Origin of the sequence: Vampirovibrio sp. (assembly GCF_041737375.1) — a bacterium.
Lineage (GTDB): Bacteria > Cyanobacteriota > Vampirovibrionia > Vampirovibrionales > Vampirovibrionaceae > Vampirovibrio.
Genome location: NZ_JBGSRV010000010.1, coordinates 336564 through 356078, shown reverse-complemented (window position 1 = coordinate 356078; position 19515 = coordinate 336564). Strand labels below are relative to the sequence as shown.

Sequence of the window (19515 nt, the reverse complement as noted above, 5' to 3'; positions counted from 1 at the left end):
TCGTAGAGGGGCAAGCCGGAGGGGAGCATATTTTCCAGCGTTTTTCCGTTGACTTTGCCCGATATGGGCTGAGCAGAGGCCGCAATGACCACTTCTCCCGCGGGGAGGCGTTTGGCGATAACAATCAGTAAGATGGCGGCCAGCATAATGCCTCCGGCAATCCAGGTATCGCTGCCAGCCCCGTCCAGTCCGGTTAAAATACCGGCCAGCGCGCTGGAAACGTAAGAGGCCATGGTGCCGCACAGTAATGCTTTAAAGCCCAGTTCCGCCAAATCTTTTTTGCGGGAAGGGGCCATTTGCCCAATGCCGCCAATTTGCATGGCAATGGAGCTGAAATTGGCAAAGCCACATAGGGCCACACTGGCAATGGCCAAGGATTTAGGGCTGAGGGTTTGATTGGCAATGGCCGGGGCCAGCGAAGCGTAAGCCACAAACTCGTTCACCACCATTTTAGTACCCATCAGTCCGCCCACAAATTTAGCGTCTTGCACCGGAACACCCAGGGCCATGGCCACCAGAGAAAACACGGTGCCCAGTAGGCCATTTAGAGACAGTTGATTCAGATTCAGTCCAACGGCATCCAGATTGAGTCCAGCAGTGGCCAGAGTGATCCCAATTTTGCCAACCACAAAATCAGCCAGGCTAATCAGGGCGATAAAGCCAATCAGCATGGCGCATACGTTCAGGCCAATTTTAAGCCCTTCCCCAGCACCACGGGAGGCTGCGTCAATCAGGTTCACGCTTTCGGTCTTGATTTCCAGCACCACCTGACCCCGGGTCAAGGACTGCTCGGTTTCCGGGTAAACCAGCTTGGCAATCACCAGCGCGCCGGGAACCGACATCAGGCTGGCCGTCAACAAAAATTCAGCGGGAATGCCCATTTGAATATAAACGGCCATCACCCCCCCGGCGATACAGGCCATGCTGCCTGCCATCACCGCTAATAATTCAGAGCGGGTCATGGTGGCCAAATAAGGTTTTACCAGCAACTGGGCTTCAATTTGCCCGACAAAAATGCTGGCTGCGTTAGAAAGCGCTTCAGAGCCGCTGGCCCCCATAATTTTATAGACGCCCCAGGCCACCCACTTCACCAGTCGCTGCATAACGCCCAGGTGGTAGCAAATACTCACCAGGGTGGCCACAAAAATGATGGTGGGCACCAGTTTAAAGGCAAAAATAAAACTGCCACCCGGCCCAAACAACTGATTCAGCTTGTCCGGCTGAGAGACCAGAAAGCCAAACACAAAACTGGCCCCGGCATCCGAAAAGCTGAGCAGTTTTTCAATGCCTTGCCCGATGTTATGAAACAGGGTTTGCCCGATTTTGACCTTGAGGCAAAACACGGCCAGCAAAACCTGTAAGGCCAGCCCACTCACGATGAGTCGCCAATTGATGGCCTTGCGATTGTTGCTCATTAGGTAGGCCACCAAAAGCAGGGCGAAAATCCCAACCAGCCCGGTAAATTGGCTCATAAAAGCGGGGTTCCTTTTATTCGGTATCCATTTAAAAACCGGGCCATGAATTTTGTTGCATTGCTGCGTTCATAAAAAGCCAAGTCTGCTCCCTAAAATATCAAAAACAGGCGAACTCGGCAGTGGGTTTCTTTGTTTTGGGGAAGATTTGGTTTGGCCTGTTTGCTTCACGCCGGATTTGATTCACACTAGTGACTTTAAGTATGATAAACCTGATTTCGTGTTCATTATCATGCTCAGGACGATCCCCCATGCCTCAAACCACCCCGGTTTCAGAGATTGAAACCCTGACGCAAGCCGTTGGCTTTTTGAACCAGCTGGATGTATCCGCTATGAAGCTGGGTTTGGATCGGGTTCAAAAGCTGCTGGAAACCATGGATAACCCCCAGGATAGCTTGCCCATGGTTCATATTGCCGGTACCAACGGAAAAGGCTCGGTAACGGCCATGCTCACCTCTATCCTGAAGGCCGCAGGACTGAAGGTGGGTTCCTTCACCAGTCCGCACCTCATTCAGGTTCGGGAGCGCATTGGCATTAACGGCAATCCCATTTTGCCGGATGACTTTCAGCACGAGGTACAAAGCCTGAAGCACCATTTGGAAACCCTGGGCTGGCCCAGAGAAGACTGGCCCACCTATTTCGAGTTTCTGAATGTCATGGCCTACCGTTTTTTCAAGCAAAAACGGGTGGATATTACCGTGTTTGAAACCGGGCTGGGCGGTCGGCTGGATTCCACCAATGTGGTTCGGCAACCTAACCTGAGCGTGATTACCACCATTGGCAAAGACCATATGCAGCACCTGGGCCATACCTTAGCGGCCATTGCCGGAGAAAAGGCCGGTATTATTAAAAACGCGGTGCCAGTCGTACTGGGCGGGCGCCTGGATGAGACTGCCCTTGCCGTGATTCTTGAAAAAGCGGCGCTGCATGAAGCGCCTGTGATTATGGCCCAGCCCGATCGCCTGAGCGTCAGTCCGCAGTCCAACCCTACCGAAGGGTTGTTGGTCACCGACGCCGAGAGCGGCTCTACCTACCGGCTCTCCTTGCTAGGGCCTTATCAAATCGACAATTTGGCCATTGTGCTGGCGTGTGTGCATCAGTTGCGCCAACAAGGTTTTGCCATCCCACAGGCAGCGGTGGAAGAAGGGTTGCGGCGGGTGTATTGGCCGGTTCGCTTTCAATACTTTGCCACGCAGCATTTGGTACTGGATGGCTCCCACAATGAGGATGGTTTTCGTACTTTGGCAGACACTTTGCGGCTCTATTTCCCGGAGGAACCCACCTTATGGCTGGTTAGCCTTCGTAATAACCGTCCTCCAGAGGCGTTACTGGATGTGCTGCGCCAATTTCCGCCCCCGCTGGGAATGGTGGTAACTCAGGCCAGCCCTGAGCATTTGTATCACCCTCCCCAAGTGCTGATGGACTTGCTACAGAGGTTATTCCCCGATTGCCCCATCGAAAAGGCGCTCACCCCCACCGCCGGATGCGAGCGGTTAATGCAGCTGCGGGATCAATGGGCCACGGAGGCTCGCCCCCTTTGCCTGGTGACAGGATCGTTATATACCGCCGGGGAGATTCTGGGCAATTTGGAAAAAGTTTGACCGGTGGTGGCACGGGCTATTAGATTCTTTACATAACATTTTGTTGTAGTCGGTTGTTTGCAATCCTGTCAGCCTCCTATACTACTTATATTGAAGGCGGCATGGGGCGGGGTATCCTTGTAAACGAAAAACGTCCTTTGTCAGCAGGGCCGGCTCAAGTAAGCCTTTGGCCAAGAACCGCCGGAACCGATCGGGCAGGAAGAGAGACGCAAGATGCAGAAAACATTTCTCAAGTTTATGGTGTTTGAACTGGTGGAGCGAATTGCCCGTTTTCGGTTGTTATTGAACGAGTGCGCCAACCAGCTTCATGAGAGCGCCCCGGTGTTGCATCAAAGCCTGACCGAGCAAGCCCGGTTGCTGGAAGACCAGTTTTTGTCTCAAAAAAGCGTGTTGAACGGGCTTTTTTCAGAATCCGGCAGTGGCAAACCGTCAGCCCTTGGTTGCGAAGCTTTGATTGAAACCACGTATACCCGTTTAAGCGCCCTTAGCCAGATTGCGTGCCGCTTGAAAGAATTAACGGTGGTTTCTGAAACCCATTTGTTTTTGAAGGATGTTTTGCCGCTGGATTTGCTGAAGCAGGCGGGCGAGCATTCCGTGTTTCTCCGTGCGGAAGGTTGCGCGCTTTCGGGTTTGCCCGGTTTGCCCAACGTGCTGATTGATTCCTTGTCTGTTTTGCAAAAAAACAATCCGTTGGCCTGGGTGAGCTTAAGCAAAGCGTATAGCGGCTTTTTGCTGGAGAGCGCTTCGTCGCTGGAGTCTCTGAAGCTGGATTTGGTGAAAGGCCACAAAAAACTGGCGGCGGGCGCTTTGGATGAATCGACCGCGGATGCCCTGATTCAGCATGCCATTAACTTGCGTTTGCTGGGGCCTGCCTATTATTTTCAGGCTTTATCCGAGGCGTTTTTGACTCAGGATGCGGCTTTTTTACGGGTGATTGAACCCGCCTTGTTTTTTGGGTTAAACCATCAAAACTTCACCCACAAAAATCTGGTAATTTTGCATGAGGCGTGTGAGCGTTCCAAGCCCGAAAATGGTAGCCCGCTGGAGCCTTTGACCGAAGACACCCTGGCCGTTGTATTTCGGGCGGTGGAAAAAATGATTCCCGCAAAATACGCTTTTAGTGAAAAAAATATGCAGCGGGCCATTCAACTGCAAGACAGGCTGAGTCAGGGTATTTTGCTAAGTAGCACTGCGCTTTATCCGCTGGCAGAAGTGGCTGAAAATTTGGCCAAAAACCGGGAAAAGGCCGATTTCTCTATTTATGAGCCTTTGGCCATGTTGACCGAATATCCGCACAGCCCCAAAGAAATTGTGAATGCCGGGTGGTTGCATAAAATGGAGCGAGGCCCGGTTTGGTTGTACGCCATTTTAAACGAGAGCCGCAGCGAAGGCTTTGAAAATGTAATGGAATTACTGAATTATCAGGATCAATTACTGCGTAAGTCCATTGAAACCTCGGAAATCCACCGGGTTTTGGTGTGTGGCCAGTAAGAACCGAGAAGAGCGAGGTTTCCCATGATTTTAAATGAAGCGCAAATCCTGGAACGACTGGTTGATCCAGATCCTGAGCGTCGCATTATTATTACCCCCCTTTTAAAACCGGAAGAACAGTTTGGTCCCACCTCGGTAGACCTTCGGCTGGGTACCGATTTTCAGGTAATGGCCCGCACCAATTTAACCCATATGGACCTGATGAAAGACCCCGAGGCCCTGAGTCGGGACGTGCAAAAGCATATGCAACATGTCAAGGTAAAGCCCACCGAGCCTTTTATTTTGCATCCCGGTGAATTCGCCTTGGCCTCTACTTTGGAATATGTAAAAGTGCCGCTGGACTTGGCCGCCCGGCTGGAAGGCCGTAGCACCTGGGGGCGCTTGGGCTTGCAAATTCACGCCACGGCGGGTTTTGTGGATCCCGGTTTTCGGGGCGCTTTAACCTTTGAACTGTCTAATGTCAGTAATATTCCCTTGCCCTTGTATCCGGGTGTGCGGATTTCTCAAATTTGCTTTTTCCTCAGCACCACCACGAACTTGCCCTATGGGAAGAAGCGTTATACCAAGTACAGTGGCAAAACCAGCACCGCGTCTTCCGCGTTTTTTAAAGACCCTGAATACAGCCGCATTCGGGAAGCCCAAAAACAACACAGTTACCGATAAGGGAGCTGGTTTCTGCCATCATGGAAACAATGCCAACACTGCCGTTTGAACGCTTAACCGTAATTGGGCTGGGCCTGATTGGCGGCTCTATGGCCATGGCCGCTAAAGAGCGCTTTCCCCATTGGCAGGTTTGCGGAATTGATCCACAGTCGGAAAGCCTGCAGTTTGCCCTCAGGCATCACATTATTGATCAGGCCGCTCTCACCTTGCCGGAACACTTTGAGGATAATCAGCTCATTGTTATTGCCTGCCATGTCACACCCGCTTTAGAGGTATTGCGGCAGTTGGCTCCTTGCATTCAGGGCCGAAATATCTGGGTAACGGATATTGGCAGCTGCAAGCAAAAAATTGGGGCTTTAGGGCAAACCTTGTTGCCCACCCAGTTTTTGGCCGGTCATCCCATGGCGGGTAAGGAATTTTCGGGTATTACGCATGCCACCCCCTTACTCTTTGCCGGAAAGTCCTATTTGCTTTGCCCGCATGAGCAAAGCGATCCGCAGTTGCTGGCTAACCTGCAAACCTTTGTGCGGGCCTTGGGGGCTCATCCCAAGTTGATTGACGCTGAAACGCATGATCGCTACATGGCCTATGTCAGCCATTTGCCGCAATTGTACGCGGTGATGTTAACCCAACTGTTGGATCGCAACGAGCCGGGACGCCTGATGGCTTACCATGGGGCGGGGCTGGATGATCAGTTGCGTTTGGCGGCCAGTCCCTACCCCATGTGGGGCGATATTTTATACCAAAACGCTGAACATCTGGAAACAGCGTTGCTGGGCTTGCGAGCGGTGATTGATGAGGCATTGCCCCTGTTGCGGGAAGGCAACGCTGAGGGCCTAAAAGTCTGGTTTGATCGGGCCAATGAAATGCACGGCCAGTTTTTGGGCTTACAGGCCAACCGTTCTGGCTTGCCTTTGCTTTAGCTGAATTTTGTTTATTGTGCGTTTTAATTCACGTTCAAAATAATATTGGGCGTGCGATTATAAAGTTCTCGCAAGGTGGTTAAATCCCGATAGGTGGGTATTTGGGGCGCATCGGAACGCAATTCGGGATACAGTAAATCGCCCTGCTGCGGACTGCTTCCCTTCAGGCCCAGCGCATGGCCGAATTCTTTAGCGGCCATGTTTTGAATCAGCATTTTGGCGGCATCTGGGGCCAGGGTTTGGGTGGGGTTTAAGCCCAAATAAATTTTGGATTCCTCTTGCAGAATGGCCAGTTTTTTATACTGCTGATATTGCAACCCGGCGGCGGCGGCTTGCGGCACCAGAGAAAAATAGCCGGGGGCAAAGGCAGAGGCCATTTGCACCACGGTTAACAACCGGCTGCGTTTGGGCGGTGTGTAGGTTTTGTAAACAGAAGACACTGTTTCCGGGTCCGCAAAGCGATCCACGTAAGCCGCCGTCCAGTTTACCACCACATCGGCGGCTTGCGGATTTTTGATTTCCAGAAATTTAACGTAGCCATCGGTGTGATCTTTCCACACCTCAAAGCCTTTCAGGGCGGCTTCTTTGTATTCGGCCTTGTACAGCGGATTTTCCTTGGGTTCTTCAAAATAAACCCGCAGCGGAAATCGGCCCCAACGCACCACTTTGCCGTCAGTCACCTTAAAAATTTCATCCAGATAGCTATTTTGACTATCCATGGCCGGGGCTTGGGGCGTATCAATACTGGATTGATCCTGAAGACCGTCACTCTCCCCCATCAGGGCGGTGTAAACAGTTTTGGCGCGAATGGCCATGGCGCCCACTTCCGGTTTCCCCAAAACCTGGGTTTCCAGGGTGGCCAATCGGTCATCGAAAGTGGCGTTTTTGGGCGGCGTTATTTGTAGCTGAGATTCCATGTCTCGCAACATATCGGCCACCGATAAGCGAGAAATGGCTTTGGGCGCTTTGCCTCTGGCTTCACTGGGATTAGCGGCGAACCCGCCTTTGCCCTGAGCCGAAGCGCTGGGGCTGTCTATGGCCAATAGGCGGTCGGCCACTTGCTGGATTTTAGGGGAGTGATCCATGGCCAGTGCCTTGTCGATCCAGTTTTTTCGGTTGGCGGCGTCATTTCGCCCCAGCCCCAAATACACATTGGCCAGGGATTGCTTGATGGCTGGGTTTTTGGGGTCATAGCTCAGCGCTTTTTCCAGCAGGGGTGCGGCTTCGGTGAATTTTTCCTGAACGGCCAGCTGATAGGCCTCATCCAGATAGGTGCCAGCCAGGCCTTTTTTAAAAGCCAGTTCATCCGGGCCTAAGGCCAAGGCCTGATTCAGTAAGGCTCGTATGTTCTGGTAATCGGCGGGGGTGGGGTTGGCGTTGTTTTCTTTCAAATCCATGGCCTGAGAGAAATAAAGGCTGGCTCTGGCCCCCTGAATGTTTTTGGCTGAAGCGGAGCCGGGAACCGCAATAGCGGTGGCTTTATCCAGATATTGAAAGGCTTGATCGTACTTTTTTTGGTCTTGCAGGCCAACGGCGTGGTTGGCGTAAAGTACCGCCAAATTGTTTTTGAGTGTTTTCTCCTGCGGGGCGATTTGAATGGCCTTTTCATAAGCCTGAATGGCGGCGCTGAAATTCTGCTGTTCAGCGGCCAGGTTGCCCTGAGTGATTAAGGCTTCCAGGTTTTCTGCCGACCATGCGCCCTGAGGAGAGAGCAAACACCCCAACGCCAATAAGCAGAGAAACGTGCGTTGAACTCGGTGGCCGGAAAGTCCGTTCATTGGGATTCCTTCATTGCGATTCCGCCTCATTGAGACTCCTCTTTGGGGGCTTGGTGCTGAGGGATGCCCCTTGGTGCTATCGGGGCGGGCTGTCTTTGGTTATAATAGAACACAATTGAATGAGTACGGATGGGATTATGGAAATATCTAGCGAGAAGTCTATTTTACAGATTGCCAGCTATCAGCCGCAAGCCATTGAGGCCAAATGGCAAAAACAATGGGAAGAGTGCGGTCTTTACAGAACCGATATCGATGAAACCCATCAGCCCAAGTATTACGCCCTGTCCATGTTTCCCTATCCTTCTGGCCGTTTGCATATGGGCCACGTTCGCAATTATACCATCACCGATGTAATCGCCCGCTTTAAGCGTATGCATGGTTTCAACGTGCTGCACCCCATGGGCTGGGACAGCTTTGGTTTACCCGCCGAGAACGCCGCCATTCAAAATAACATTCCCCCGGCCGAGTGGACCATGAGCAACATTGAGTACATGCGCAAGCAGCTCAAGCAGCTGGGCCTGGCCGTGGATTGGGACCGGGAAGTGGCCACCTGCAAGGAAGACTACTACAAGTGGACCCAGTGGATGTTTCTGTACCTGTACAAACGGGGCTTGGCTTATAAAAAAGAAGCGCCGGTGAACTGGTGCGAGCAGTGCCATACCGTATTGGCCAACGAGCAGGTCATTGACGGGCGTTGCTGGCGAGATGACTCTCTGGTGACCAAGAAAAAGCTGAACCAGTGGTTCTTTAAAACCACCGAATACGCCGATCGCCTGCTGAAAAATCTGGATAGCCTGAAGGGCTGGCCGGAGCGGGTGTTGTTGATGCAGAAAAACTGGATTAACAAATCCATTGGCGCCGAGGTGGAATTTAAGGTAGAAGGCCGGGATATTCGCATTCCGGTGTTTACCACCCGCCCGGATACCATTTTTGGGGTCACCTACATGGTATTGGCACCCGAGCATCCTTTGGTGGAGCTGCTGGTGAGCGAGGATTACCGGGAATCGGTGGATCAGTACACCGAAACCACCAAGCTGAAAAGCGAGATGGATCGGACTGCCAGCGATAAGGAAAAAACCGGGGTTTCGCTGGGGATCAATGCGGTTAACCCCTATAACGGCGAGCTGGTGCCGATTTGGGTGTCTGACTATGTCTTGATGGAGTATGGTACGGGTGCGGTCATGGCAGTTCCGGCCCACGATGAACGGGATTTTGAGTTTGCCCAAAAGTTTCAGTTGCCCATGAAGCGGGTGATTGAGAACCCCGCCAATCCCAATCAGCCCTTACAGGAAGCTTATACGGATGCCGGTGTTTTGGTGAGCTCGGGTGAGTTTACTGGCCTGGACAGCGAAATGGCCAAGGAAAAAATAACCTTGCTGGCTCAGGATAAAAAGTTTGGCAAGCAAAAAATTCAATACCGCCTCAGAGACTGGCTGGTTTCTCGGCAACGATATTGGGGAACGCCCATTCCTATTATCTATTGCGAAAAATGCGGCACCGTGCCGGTGCTGGATGAAGATTTACCGGTGCGCTTGCCTAAGGATGTGGATTTTTCGGTGAAGGGCGTCTCGCCAGTGGCCACTTCCAGCTCCTTTAAGCATGCGCCTTGTCCCAAGTGCGGCCAAATGGGTAAGCGGGAAACCGATACCATGGATACCTTTGTGGACAGCTCCTGGTACTACCTGCGCTATATCGATCCGCACAATGAAACCAAGCCGTTTGAGCCGCAGTTGATTCATCAGTGGATGCCGGTGGATCAGTATGTGGGCGGCATTGAGCATGCCATTTTGCACTTGATGTACAGCCGGTTCTTTATGATGGCCCTGAGCGACAGCGGCTGGACCGAGCAGGACGAGCCGTTCAAAAACCTGCTGACCCAAGGCATGGTGCTGAAGGATGGCTCTAAAATGAGCAAATCCAAGGGGAACATTGTGGACCCGGATGCCATTTTTCAGGAATTCGGCGCCGATACCGCCCGGTTTTTCATTCTGAGCGATTCTCCTCCCCAAGCGGATTTTGACTGGAAGGAATCCGCGGTAGAAGGCTGTTATAAGTTCTTGTGCCGGGTTTGGCGGTGTGTCACCGAAAATCAGAATGCCATTCATTTTAATTTGCCATTGCCCGCTTACGAGGATATGACCGGGGACACCCGTGAGCTGTTTCAGTGGACCAACCGAACCATTGGCGGCATTACCACCGATATTGAAACCCACTTTCAGTTTAATACGGTGATTAGTAAAATTCGTGAATTTGTGAATTATCTGGCTAAATACAAGGCAGGCAATGAACCAGAGCCTGTTTACAGCCATGCCATCGCCAGCCTGCTGAAAGTGCTGGCCCCCATTACGCCACACATGGCTCAGGAACTTTGGGCATTATCGGGCGGTAACGATGCCTTGTACACCCAGAGCTGGCCTGCCTGGGATGCGGTGGCCACTCAGTCTGACATGGTGGAAGTGGTGGTGCAGATTAATGGCAAAATACGGGACAAGTTTACAGTGGCCAATGGTTTAACCCAAAAGGAACTGGAAGATTTGGCCCGTGAGCGCCCTAAGGTCATTCAGCAAATTGGCGATCAGCAAATTGTTAAAGTGATTGTGGTGCCCAACAAACTGGTAAACATCGTGGTGAAATAAGTAAGTAATTTCCCTGCTTTAAGCAGAACACCGCAATAAAAAGCGCTTCATGGTTTTCATTCTGTGTAACTTGAAAAAGTGTCAGTCAGAATGATAAGCATGTTTACGGAGTTGCCCTGCTTTCCCTTTCAGCGCTCAGCACAATCCCGATTCACCAAAATCAAAACAGGCGAAACCAGCCGTTTTTGCCTCCTGAAATTTAGCCTGCCGTTCATTTTGGCTTGCTTGATTTTGAAGCTGGAGGCCGCAAACCCTTTGGAAGCTGAGCTGGTGCCTGAGGTGCCGGTTGGCGCTACCGCCCTAAAAGTAAAAGTGAACAATCGTTTCATGATAACCAAGGACTATTTTTAATGACCGGTTTATCTCCTTCCGCACAACCTTTTGTGTCACAAACTGTTCGAGATTATCTGTTTAAGCAAGTGTTGGCCGATAAAATCAATCGACGAGATTTGGCTTTAGAGCTTGTGTTTTTAAATCGCCCGATGCTGAGTCATGATTATGTGGACGCCTTTAGAGCGTCCACCCTGGACAATGTTCAAGAGCAGGATTTTATGCATCAGGCGAAAGCGCATGAGATTAATCGGAGTGATATTTCTGACTCTGTAAAGTGGAATCGCTGGCAACGACTCCAGTCACAATCGCAGCAAAGATATTTAAAAACATTGCAACGGGCGAGTTTATTGTTGACGGAGACTTTGAGCGCTTATTTTAAAATGGGCGCCGATCCCAATGCGAAAGACGGGCAGGGGACGCCTTTGGTATCCAAGCTGATCTCCAATGAGCCACAGGGCTTTCATAAATCTGTATTTAGTGTTATCAACAGTCCATTTTTTCATCAGCCCAATGCCTCGGATCGCTTAGGCAGAACGCCTTTAATGATTGCATTGATGGTGGGAGATGCTGAAGCCGCCCATGCCTTGTTGAACAAAGGGGCCAGCGTGGTTCAAAAAAACGCCAAAACCAAAGAGCTTGCCTGGGTTCGGGATAAAGTGGGATTTTCTGCCTTGGATTATGCGAAACATTATGGGCAAAAGGATATGATTAAAGCCCTGCTTGCGGCTACCGAAAATAGTCTGACCCCCTCTCAGCAAAAAACAATCAGAAAGCAGTTTGGTGCGCAATGGCTCCTGAATCAGAGTGTTAGAAAACATTATGAGACGAAGCTCTCAGAGGCGACTAAAAGGGAGCTTCTCTGTAGAACGGGCGCTCCAGCCGCTTACATCAAAGCCTTGCTTGCGGCAGGCGCTGATGTTCATGCAAGGCCTGTTCGTAATCACAATCAAACCTGCTTACACGCCCTCATCGCCGAGCCTGACAATATGAGGTTGTTGATTGCCGCTGGCGCTGATATTAACGCCCAGGATGATGAGGGCCAGACGCCTTTGCACCTGGCCACCCATCATCCGGCAGAGAGTACGGCCCTTTTAATCTCCGTGGGAGCCGATGTCAACGCCCGAACTCACAGCAATAGTGCTTCTGGAAGCCACTGTACGCCTCTACATTTTGCAGTGCTGGCTGGTAACTTGGCAGTGGCTAAGCTGTTAACAAGCGCAGGGGCCAAAGTGGATGTTACCGCCTTGAAGGGCGAAAGGCTCAATTTGCCCGGAGAATTTATTTTGGAGGGCGGGGAAAATGGCCTGACCCCGCTGGATATGGCCAAGCAGTTAGGCAATCAGGAAATGATTACGCTGCTTGCCCAGGCTGAAAAACAACAAAAACAGGCTCACACTTCTTCTGGTAAATAAAAATCGGTTTGTCGCAAGCGGGTCTGGATGCTTTGATAATCTCGTTGTTCCAGCCCATACAGTTGTTGCTGGTAAAGGCTCACCACGTTCAGCACGTCATCCGGGCTGAGCCGAATCATTCGCCTGCCATTCATATTGTCCAGAATACGAGCCAAGGACCAGCCTCTATCTTTTCACGCTTTGCCATTCTATAGTGGACTATAGCCTTTTTAGCGCTGCTTTCCCATCCTGAATCCGGTGGATTATTGTGTCTCAACATCTAAATCTCCCTCCCAGTGATCGCCCCCTGCATATCCCGGTTTTACTCAATGCCGTTCTGGATGCCTTGAGCCCAGAAGCGGGCCGTGTTTATGTGGATGCCACCCTGGGGGCGGGCGGTCATTCTGAAGCCATTTTAGAGCGTTTGGGCGTAGATGGGCGGTTGTTTGGTATTGATCAGGATCCTGCCGCTTTAAAAATGGCGACGGATCGGCTCTTACGCTTTGGGAGCGCTTTTCAGCCGGTGGCGGGAAATTTTTCGGAAATAGCCCGGTTAATGCCAGCGCAGGGCTTGCCCATTACGGGGGGCGTTCTGGCGGATATCGGGGTGTCTTCCATGCAGCTGGATCAGGCGGAACGGGGCTTCAGCTTTAGCAAACAGGCGGCGCTGGATATGCGAATGAACCCGGACAGCGCCTTAACCGCCGCCGAGGTCATTAACACCTACAGCGAAGCGGACTTGCTGCGTATTTTTTCGGAATACGGGGAAGAGCACATGTCTAAAACCCTGGCCCGTGAAATTGTAATTCATCGTAAGGCCCAACCTTTTGAAACCACCTTGGCCTTGGCCAATTTTATCGCCAGTCAGTACAAGCGGGTGGGTAAACATGAAAAAATTCACCCGGCCACCCGTGTGTTTCAGGCCTTACGCATTGAAGTGAATGATGAATTGGGCAGTTTACAGCGTTTTCTGCAAAGCTTACCGCCCTTGCTGGCGCCGGGGGCCAAAATTTTAATCATCAGCTTTCATTCTCTGGAAGATCGCATTATCAAGGATTTTTTCAAAACCGAAAGCAAAAATTGCATTTGCCCCCCTCGGCTGCCCATTTGCCAATGCCATCATCAGGCCACCCTTAAGCTGCCCAAAGGCCAGCCCATTGAGGCCACGGATGCTGAAATCAAGATGAATCCCCGTTCCCGTAGCGCCAAGTTACGCGTGGCCATTCGGGTTTGAGGCGCATGGCAAAGCCCGAGCTTGCAAATAGAGGCATCAAAGTTTTGGGGCTGATGACTCAGGATTAGCTCATTAAATCGTAGACAATCCAGGCGAAGATGGTTCTTGGGGGCTCGTCCGGGTTCAGCAGGTCCTGAATTTCGCTTTCTCCGGTGCGGGTGGTGCCATCCATCCAGTTGCGATGGTCCATTCCGGCAAAGAGTCGGGTGTTATGGTTGCCCTTCAGTTTTCTCAGCGTATCCCATAGTTTTTCCACCGAAACAGCCGCCCCGTTGGAAACCGGCATGTATCGTCCAAGCCATAGGGTACTGCTAATGGGGCTAATGCCATCATTAAACATCATCATGGAAACCACCGGCACGCTGGCGGGGGCCTGCTGCTGAAGGGTTTGTACCTGACGTATCTGGGCGGTGGCAATTAATGCGCTGGCTTGGGCCAATTGCCCAGAAGGCTTTGCCGTGTTTCCCGGCTCAAAGACCACCGGGCCATCTGGCAAACTGAGCAATTCGGTTTCCATACTGCTAATGGGCAACAGCGCATGGGCGATTTTAACAGTAGAGTCTGACTCCTGCAGGGTGGCTTGCACCAGTGGCGGGGTGATTTCTGGTGTTGGCAATGGGGTTGTTCTGACTTTGCTATCGGGCTTGATGATGGGGATAATGGCCAGTGGCAGTTTGGCAATGTTGTGCCGAACCACCGAAAACAGGACGTTACGGCGGAACAGGTTGGCAAAAATCAGTTTTTCTTTGGGTAGTTTGGTTTTAACCCCCAACTGGTGCTGTAAAATGGCCGGATCCACTTCAATGCCAAAGTAGCTGCCATAGGTTACAAACCTTTGTTTGTGGGCTAAGGCGTAATCGGTGGGCGTGGTTTTTTTGTGATGAGCAGCGTATTGCTCGCTGGGAATGGCCCCATCAAAGTTATCCCACTCAAAATCTTCCTTGAAACTGGGATAGAGACGGCCTGTGATGTTATAGGCCAGTCGTTGGCTCATTCGTAACAAGGAAACCCGAGACTCTGTTTTTACCTGTTGCCTTATCCATTCAGGGTTGGCCAGTGGAGAGCCGTGAAAGGGGGTGGCAATGGTGATGACTTCATCAATGTATTGATCCAGATAAGGGTCTTGCACCGCGTTGCGGGTTAGTAAGCCGCCTTCGCTGTAGGCTACAATTTTAATGGGTTTATGGCCCAGCAGCTGGATAAAGTTTTTTAGGGTCTGTTGTAGATTTTGGCTAATGGCGGGTACGCTTCGGCTGCTATCGTAGTGGTACAGATAAATTTTGTAGCGCCCCATCAGGGCTTTGTCTTTTTTGGTGAAATCCAGAAAGCGCTCCCAGTTGAATTCGGTGCTGGCTGAGGCTCCAATGCCATGAATGAGTATCAATGGCATGCGGTTGTTTAAGGGAGACTTGTCATGAGCTTCCAGTCCGCTTTTGACGGCCCTGCCATAGGATTGGATGGTTTGGCCCGTTTGAGCAATGCTGGCTTTTGAGCTGGTTGCGGGATAGGCTCGCTGGGCAAAAGCGGGTGCGGGGGCCAAGGTTGAAACCAGCGACCATTGCAGTAGTCCGGCTAAAAATAAAGCCACACCACCACGTTTAGAACAATACAATTTAGAAGCCAAGCTAAAACACCTACTGTTTCTGAAGGAACCTTAAAGTGAATATTGGACTGGCCTAAGCTCACTGATGCGGGCGTTTGAAACTTATAGAATCCTGTTTTCATTGTAATCAGATTTTAAAGCAGGCGCGCCAACCGAATGGTCTAGTTATTAAGATCATATTAAGATATTTTGACTTTAAGTTCAAGCTTTTTTGGAATTAAAAACAATCAATTGGCTTTTTCTTCTTTGTTTTCGCTGTGTGTAGATTGTTTTACTTACTCGGGCAGTGGTTTTCCCTGTGTCTCAGTTCCAAAAAAGGCCGCGACTACTGAGCCAAGATAGGCAAGTGCAAACAAAAACGCTGCCACGCCGTAATCAGACAGCTTTGGGCTGGCAAAAATGCTGGCGGCCAGGTTCTGTTGATCGATCATTCGGATTAAGTCCCCCACATAAAAAACAGCAATGGCCGTGGTCAGGCGACCTACATTTAAGCAAAAACCGGTGGCGGAGGCCCGAATCAGGGTGGGGAACAGTTCTGGCAAATAGATATACATCACCGATTGCATGACCCCAATAAAATAGCCCAGCAAGGCCACTTGCCAGTAAACCGCAGGGGTAAACGCTGTATTGCCTAAAAACAGAAGGGCGGATGCCATCAAACAACCTAAAGATGCCCCTATAATGGTTCCCCGGCGGCCAATCCAATCCGACAGAAAGCCTGCCATAGCGCATCCAAGCACGGCAGCCAGGCCCTGGTACATGGTGGCGATGCCTCGTTCTTGCCCGGTGCCGCTGGTTTGCAATAAATCCTGTATCCATAAAGGAATCCAGGCCAGGGAGGCCCAGTAGCCAACCAGTAATCCCCCAAAGGCCACACTGCCAATAATCAGGCTTTTGGTATGGCTGGGCTGAAACAATGTCTGAAAGTGGGAAGGGGGTTGCTTGGTTTTCAGGCTACGCTCCTTGGCTTCCATCCAGCGGTCCGATTCTTTCAGGGTTAACCGCAGAAAAATGACCAACAGGGCGGGTAAAGCGCCTATCCAGAACGCGGTTCGCCAGTCCTGAAAAACGGTATTGATTGATCCCGCAATGAAAACCCCCGCCTGATACGAAGTAATCAGCACCCCAATGGCGATGGCTCTGGAGCGGGCGGGCCATACCTCGGCCAGAAAGGTGGAAATGCTGACCAGTTCTCCACCAATGCCAAGGCCGGTTAAAAATCGGCAAACGGCCAGTTGCTCCCAGCTTTGGGTTAGCCCGGCCAGCCCTGTAAAAGTGGCGTAAAGCAAAATTGAAAAAATCATGGAGCGCACTCGCCCCAATTTATCGCCGATGACGCCAAACAAAATGCCCCCAGCCATCCAGCCCAGTAAAAAAATACTGGTGACATAGGAGGCAATGGGGCCTACCACGCTTTTGGCCGTACTGCCCGTTAATTCTGCAATGGCGGTGGGCATGGCCACCGACATCAGCGTAGAATCCATGCCATCAAAAATACCGCCCAGCCAGCAACCCACAAAAACCATGAGGTGATAGCGGCTAATGCCCGCTAACCAGTGGGTTTTTGCACCTGTTTTTTCCGGTTTTGAATCCGGTTCCCGCAAGTTTTCAATACCTGACATTCCCAGAGAACTCCCAGTGTCTTAACGATTAATGCAAACGCTTCCCTAATTCCGTTGAATTTTCCAGATTATGACGATTGCGTAATATTGGTCAACATCCTCAATCCGGCCTCGGGCAAATCAGTGAGAGGCCTATTTCATTATCAACGCCTGACTTTTGAGGGGGGTGTTCGAGTACTGATACTTGCCATAACCATGTTTTTCGATCATATTATTCCCCAAGAAAAGTTGAGCCTACTATAATAAGATTTCCAAGAAGCTTAGCCTTAGCTTTTTAAAAGAAAAGCTTTTTGAAATGACCGGCAGGCCCCCCCCTTTAACGAGCTTAAAAGCCGTTATTATCAAGTTCTCACATTTAATTAGTCAAATTGGAGCGTTATTCACCGATGCCCTTACCGAAAGTCGCTTATTTTTCGATGGAAATTGCCATTGATCAGTCTTTGCATACCTATTCGGGAGGCTTGGGCTTCCTCTCGGGGAGCCATATGCGTTCCGCAGGTCATCTTAATCTCCCCATGGTGGGCGTTGGTATCCTTTGGGCGGTTGGCTACGGCGATCAGCAAGTTGGTGCCGATGGCAATGTCGAAATTGTTTACGTCAAGCGTGAATATCCATTTTTAAAAGACACTGGCCTGGTCATTGAAGTAGAAATTTTTGGCCAGCCAGTCAAGGTAAAAGGCTTGTTGCTGGAACCTAAAACCTTTGGCACCGTACCCATTTACTTTTTAACCACCGATATCCCGGAAAACACCCCTGAACACAGAAGCTGGACCGACAAGCTGTATGACGGGGACGAGCGCATTCGCATTGCTCAGGAAATTATTTTGGGCATTGGCGGCTTGCGGATTTTGAAAGCGGCTCAGGAAAATTGCGACCTGATTCACTTGAACGAAGGCCATGCCTTGCCCGCTGTTTTTGAACTGCTGGAAGATTTTAATGGGGATCTGAACCGGGTACGCAACAGTACCGTGTTCACCACCCATACCCCGGTTGCCGCCGGAAATGAAACCCATAATGTGCATTTGCTGTCTGAGGCTGGCTTTTTTGGCAAAATGCCGGTACAGGAAGCCATTCGCCTGGGCGGAGAAGATTTCTCCCTGACCGTGGCTGCCCTGCGCATGAGCCGCTTGGCCAATGGAGTTTCCCAGTTGCACGGGCTAGTGGCCAACAATATGTGGCACTGGGTTGATAACCGTTGCCCCATTATCGCCATTACCAACGCCACCAATCTGCAATACTGGCAAGATCCCCGCTTCCTGAATGTGGAAGATCCTGAAAAACTGCTGGCTGTTAAGCGGGAAATGAAAGTCGAGCTGTTTGATTATATTCGTCAAACCGTGGGCAAGCAGTTCGATCCCGATGTACTGACCGTGGTCTGGGCTCGTCGCTTTACCGAATACAAGCGCCCTGCCCTGATTTTGCAGGATTTGGAACGCATTAAAAAACTGTTTAACCAGAAAAAAATCCAGTTGATTTACGCCGGTAAATTTCATCCGAAAGATACCACCGGACGCCAGATTTTCAACGAAGTGCTGGAGCTATCCCGCCAGATCCCCGAAATCGCGGTTTTAACCGGACCGGGGTACGAGCTGGAACTCAGTGGTTTGCTGAAACGGGGTTCGGATGTGTGGTTAAACACTCCCGTTCGACCTCTGGAAGCTTCTGGCACCTCGGGCATGTCCGCCAACATGAATGGGGCCATTCACTTCTCCATTTACGATGGCTGGGCCGTGGAAGGCACCTTCGACAATATCAATGGTTACCTGATCCATGAAAAAGACGGTGACGGCATTGAGTATTTGAATGTGGAAGATCGCCACAAGCAAGATTACGACATCATGATGCGTATTCTGGAAAATGAAATCATCCCCACTTATTACAATGATAAGCAACGGTGGGCTAACCTGATGATTCATGCCATTCGAACCTCCCAGAGCTACTTTGACTCTGATCGGATGGCCATTGAATACTTCGTCAGGCTGTATAAATCCATTGAGATTTAACCCGTCCGCCTTGGAAACAGGATATAATAAGAGCTGATTCCTGATGCTGTTGGAGCTGGGAAGCCTGTTTAAGCATGATTAAATTTATAAACACCACCAAGCGTTATGGGAATACCTACGCGCTTAACAATGTTAGCTTCGATATCGAAATGGGCGAGTTTGTCTTTTTCGTAGGGGCTTCTGGCGCGGGTAAATCCAGCATTATGAAGCTGATTTACCGGGAAGAAGTGGCTACCTCGGGAACGGTACTGGTGGGCCGTGTGGACATTTCCCAATTGAAGCCGGATCAGGTGCCTAAGCTGCGCCGCCGCATGGGCATCGTGTTTCAGGACTTTAAACTCCTGCCAGGGCAAACCGTGTTTGACAACGTGGCCTACGTGTTAAGGGCCTTGGGCGTGGGCCCCACCGAAACCCGGAAACGGGTATTGGGCGCTTTAAAAGTGGTGGGCCTGATCGACAAGGTGGACGCTTTTGTGGAAGAGCTGTCTGGCGGTGAGCAGCAGCGGGTTGGTATTGCCAGGGCCATTGTAAACGGTCCCTCGTTGGTAATTGCCGATGAGCCGACTGGCAATCTGGACCCCACCAATTCCATGGAAATTATGAACCTGCTGGAGCAGATTAACCAGCGAGGCACCACCATTCTTATTTCCACCCACAACCACCAAATTGTGAACCAGATGCGTAAACGTGTCATCACCATGCAAAATGGCGAATTGATCCGTGATGTGCATCAGGGTGTCTACGAGTAACCATTTAAAGGAGCGT

14 protein-coding genes and 1 pseudogene are annotated in these 19515 nt (G+C 50.9%); 10 read left to right on the top strand and 5 right to left on the bottom strand.

The window, feature by feature from the left end:
* Window positions 1–194 precede the first annotated feature (194 nt).
* A pseudogene (locus ACEW81_RS06600) lies at window positions 195–1472 on the bottom strand (NupC/NupG family nucleoside CNT transporter); the annotation flags it as partial.
* Between the two features lie 251 nt (window positions 1473–1723).
* Between ACEW81_RS06600 and ACEW81_RS06595 the strand changes: the two are divergent.
* The 4 genes from ACEW81_RS06595 to ACEW81_RS06580 all read left to right on the top strand — a co-directional run bounded on the left by ACEW81_RS06595 (window position 1724) and on the right by ACEW81_RS06580 (window position 6150).
* On the top strand, window positions 1724–3073 hold the full coding sequence (locus tag ACEW81_RS06595; RefSeq protein ID WP_373532177.1) for a bifunctional folylpolyglutamate synthase/dihydrofolate synthase: 1350 nt from the start codon (window positions 1724–1726) through the stop codon (window positions 3071–3073).
* A 213-nt stretch (window positions 3074–3286) separates the two neighbouring features.
* On the top strand, window positions 3287–4564 hold the full coding sequence (locus ACEW81_RS06590; RefSeq protein ID WP_373532176.1) for a hypothetical protein: 1278 nt from the start codon (window positions 3287–3289) through the stop codon (window positions 4562–4564).
* Between the two features lie 24 nt (window positions 4565–4588).
* Window positions 4589–5227 (top strand): dCTP deaminase, encoded by a 639-nt coding sequence (dcd, locus tag ACEW81_RS06585; protein WP_373532175.1) that lies wholly within the window; start codon window positions 4589–4591, stop codon window positions 5225–5227.
* Window positions 5228–5247: 20 nt separating this feature from the next.
* The gene (locus tag ACEW81_RS06580) at window positions 5248–6150 is read left to right on the top strand and encodes a prephenate dehydrogenase (RefSeq protein WP_373532174.1); all 903 of its coding nucleotides are present in this window, start codon (window positions 5248–5250) and stop codon (window positions 6148–6150) included.
* 23 nt (window positions 6151–6173) lie between these two features.
* Here ACEW81_RS06580 and ACEW81_RS06575 read toward each other — a convergent pair whose 3' ends face one another.
* Window positions 6174–7928: a tetratricopeptide repeat protein gene (locus tag ACEW81_RS06575; protein WP_373532173.1), complete on the bottom strand. Its 1755-nt coding sequence runs from the start codon at window positions 7926–7928 to the stop codon at window positions 6174–6176.
* A gap of 137 nt (window positions 7929–8065) precedes the next feature.
* On the opposite strand from ACEW81_RS06575, the gene leuS reads away from it, so the two are divergent.
* The 3 genes from leuS (at window position 8066) to ACEW81_RS06560 (ending at window position 12309) form a co-directional block, all read left to right on the top strand.
* Window positions 8066–10564 (top strand): leucine--tRNA ligase, encoded by a 2499-nt coding sequence (gene leuS, locus ACEW81_RS06570; RefSeq protein WP_373532172.1) that lies wholly within the window; start codon window positions 8066–8068, stop codon window positions 10562–10564.
* A gap of 99 nt (window positions 10565–10663) precedes the next feature.
* The gene (locus ACEW81_RS06565) at window positions 10664–10915 is read left to right on the top strand and encodes a hypothetical protein (protein WP_373532171.1); all 252 of its coding nucleotides are present in this window, start codon (window positions 10664–10666) and stop codon (window positions 10913–10915) included.
* On the top strand, window positions 10915–12309 hold the full coding sequence (locus ACEW81_RS06560; RefSeq protein ID WP_373532170.1) for an ankyrin repeat domain-containing protein: 1395 nt from the start codon (window positions 10915–10917) through the stop codon (window positions 12307–12309). The genes ACEW81_RS06565 and ACEW81_RS06560 overlap by 1 nt, the downstream gene beginning before the upstream one ends.
* Here the strand turns inward: ACEW81_RS06560 and ACEW81_RS06555 are convergent.
* Window positions 12288–12464: a hypothetical protein gene (locus tag ACEW81_RS06555; RefSeq protein WP_373532169.1), complete on the bottom strand. Its 177-nt coding sequence runs from the start codon at window positions 12462–12464 to the stop codon at window positions 12288–12290. The genes ACEW81_RS06560 and ACEW81_RS06555 overlap by 22 nt on opposite strands.
* Window positions 12465–12556: 92 nt before the next feature.
* Between ACEW81_RS06555 and rsmH the strand changes: the two genes are divergently transcribed.
* Window positions 12557–13522, top strand: a complete 966-nt coding sequence (rsmH, locus tag ACEW81_RS06550) for a 16S rRNA (cytosine(1402)-N(4))-methyltransferase RsmH (protein WP_373532168.1) — start codon at window positions 12557–12559, stop codon at window positions 13520–13522.
* Between the two features lie 64 nt (window positions 13523–13586).
* On the opposite strand, the gene ACEW81_RS06545 is transcribed toward rsmH, so the two are convergent.
* Complete coding sequence (locus tag ACEW81_RS06545; RefSeq protein WP_373532167.1) at window positions 13587–15146, bottom strand: esterase/lipase family protein; 1560 nt, start codon at window positions 15144–15146, stop codon at window positions 13587–13589.
* A 254-nt stretch (window positions 15147–15400) separates the two neighbouring features.
* Window positions 15401–16747: an MFS transporter gene (locus ACEW81_RS06540; RefSeq protein WP_373532166.1), complete on the bottom strand. Its 1347-nt coding sequence runs from the start codon at window positions 16745–16747 to the stop codon at window positions 15401–15403.
* Between the two features lie 386 nt (window positions 16748–17133).
* On the opposite strand from ACEW81_RS06540, the gene glgP reads away from it, so the two are divergent.
* Both glgP and ftsE read left to right on the top strand, forming a co-directional pair.
* A complete protein-coding gene (gene glgP / locus ACEW81_RS06535; protein ID WP_373532165.1) occupies window positions 17134–18750 on the top strand; it encodes an alpha-glucan family phosphorylase in 1617 nt (538 codons plus the stop codon).
* Window positions 18751–18824: 74 nt separating this feature from the next.
* A complete protein-coding gene (ftsE, locus tag ACEW81_RS06530; protein ID WP_373532164.1) occupies window positions 18825–19499 on the top strand; it encodes a cell division ATP-binding protein FtsE in 675 nt (224 codons plus the stop codon).
* The last annotated feature ends 16 nt before the right edge of the window (window positions 19500–19515 follow it).